We start from the raw sequence: 2,032 nt of genomic DNA on the forward strand, positions 1-2,032 counted from the left end.
TTTTGGTATTGGGTTCCTCGTTGAGGGTGTCTCCGGCCAATTGGTTCCCTTCCCTCGCAAAAAGAAATGGCGCAAGGCTTTACATAATTAATAATGAGCCTACTCCTTTAGATAAGCTGGCTGATGGTGCTATAAAGGTTAATATAAATAAAGTTTTGAACTTAGTTGACAGATTCTTATGATAAAAAGCTTAATTTTATTTAAGCTCTTGGTGGATCAAGTTGAACTTTATATTATTGAAAAGTTATAAAATTGGGCATGCTCAAGCACTTATCAAGCAGCTGTATTGTGTGCTGGCAAAAGAATTTTTCAAAAGGAGGTTCACATTTAATGGAAGAAAAGCCATTAGCGGGGAAGGTCCTTCAATCCGAGCATTCAACACAAAAATATTACGACGAAGACGAAGTGTCGTTGCTTGACTTAATGGTGGTTTTTGCCAAGTGGAGGCGTCTCATAATTGGGATAACTTTGCTTTTTGTCTTAGGGGCAGGTATTTTGGCGTTCCTCATGACTCCTCAATATAAGGCGAGCGTGCAAATAGTTAACAATAACAAAACTTATTTAGGGTTGCTGAAGAGCACAGAAGTCCAAGATTACCTTTTGGAAAGGTTTGCTCCTCAAGATTGGAGAAGCATGGTTGGCCCGGGTAAAAAATTGAGCCGTGAGGCCTTAGTTAAAAAGTATATAGGAGAAATGAACGCCCAGGCCTCAAAAGAGGGCATTATAAATCTATCTGTGGCCTACAATGATCCCCAAAAAGCTGCCACCATTGCCAATGCCTACGTTGAAGCCCTTGAAGATGTGGTTAGAAAGATAACCTATGGCAAATATGAAAAGAAACGAGAGGATTATAAGCATAAGCTGGACAAAGCCACAAAAGAACTTAGGGCGATGGAAAAAGAATTGAAAAGCCTAGAAGAACGACTGGGTTTCAGCACAGGAATGACAGAAGGAGAACAAAAGTGGAAGCTGGATCCCTTAATCAAAGGTTGGTTTAAATTGCAGGAAGAAGTGGTGGAAAAAACCATTCAGATAGAAAAAGCAAGATTAGAAAAAGGAGACGACACGCGTATAGCGCTTGAGGCAGAGCTTGAGTTTCTCAAGGATAGGCTTGAAACTTACGAAAAACAGGTGTTAATGGGTAGTGCTGATGGACAAAGGAGTGGTTACTTATCTACCTTTGGGGACTATTTAAGGAAACGCAGAGATTGGCTCTGGCAGTTAAATCTGTGTGAGACCCTGCAAGATCTTTATAACGAGGCAAAATTACAAGAAGAAACTTTAAGTGTATCTGTGCTTACTTCGGGTAAAGCGGTACCGCCAGATAGGCCTTTCAAGCCGAACAAAAAGCTTTTAATTGCCATTGCATCAATTTTGGGGTTGTTTTTAGCGATATTCGTCGCGTTCTTCTTGGAATTTTTCCACAGGGCTTCTGAAAACCCGGAAAACGAAGAAAAAGTAAAAATTATCAAAGAAGCCTTTACTTGGGAAAGGCCTTAAAAATCTTGGTGGTTTAATTTTAGGGTATTGTATTTGATATTTCTGTTAAAATGGCGAAGTGTATGCTCGAAGGGAGGCGTTTAAGATGCTAGACATCCTCAGAAAGCGCAGGAGTATAAGAAAGTACCAAGATAGGCCAGTGGAGCCTGGGAAAATAGAAATGCTAAAGGAGGGGCTTTTGAGGTCCCCGTCGGCTAAGAATTTGAAGTCCTGGGAGTTTGTTTTTGTTAAAAACCCTGAAACAATTAAAAAACTGGCACAGGTTAGAGGAGCTAGTTCTGGCTTTCTAGCGGGAGCGCCTCTTGCCATAGTTGTCATGGGAAACGAAGAGACCACTAACGTTTGGGTGGAGGATGCATCTTTGGCGGCCATGATAGGCCAGCTTGTAGCTACGTCAATAGGGCTGGGTTCCTGCTGGATCCAGATACGTAACCGGGACCATTCACCTGAAAAGAGCGCCGAGGATTACGTTAGGGACCTTTTGGGCATCCCTGATCCCTACAGAGTGCTATGCATTCTAGCGGTAGGCTAT

The 2,032-nt window shown here is 42.0% G+C and carries 2 protein-coding genes and 1 pseudogene; all 3 read left to right on the top strand.

What is annotated here, in order from left to right; all coding sequences use genetic code 11:
• Nucleotides 1-182 (top strand): annotated as a pseudogene (locus H0Z23_RS08980) (NAD-dependent protein deacylase); the annotation flags it as partial.
• A 148-nt stretch (nucleotides 183-330) separates the two neighbouring features.
• Nucleotides 331-1,500 carry a Wzz/FepE/Etk N-terminal domain-containing protein gene (locus H0Z23_RS08985; protein ID WP_296869110.1) on the top strand — a complete coding sequence of 390 codons (1,170 nt, stop codon included), beginning with the start codon at nucleotides 331-333 and terminating at the stop codon, nucleotides 1,498-1,500.
• Nucleotides 1,501-1,585: 85 nt separating this feature from the next.
• On the top strand, nucleotides 1,586-2,032 hold a 447-nt coding region (locus H0Z23_RS08990), incomplete at its 3' end, for a nitroreductase family protein (protein ID WP_296869111.1).

The sequence above is a fragment of the Thermovirga sp. genome (assembly GCF_017656375.1).
Taxonomy (GTDB): Bacteria; Synergistota; Synergistia; order Synergistales; family Thermovirgaceae; genus Thermovirga.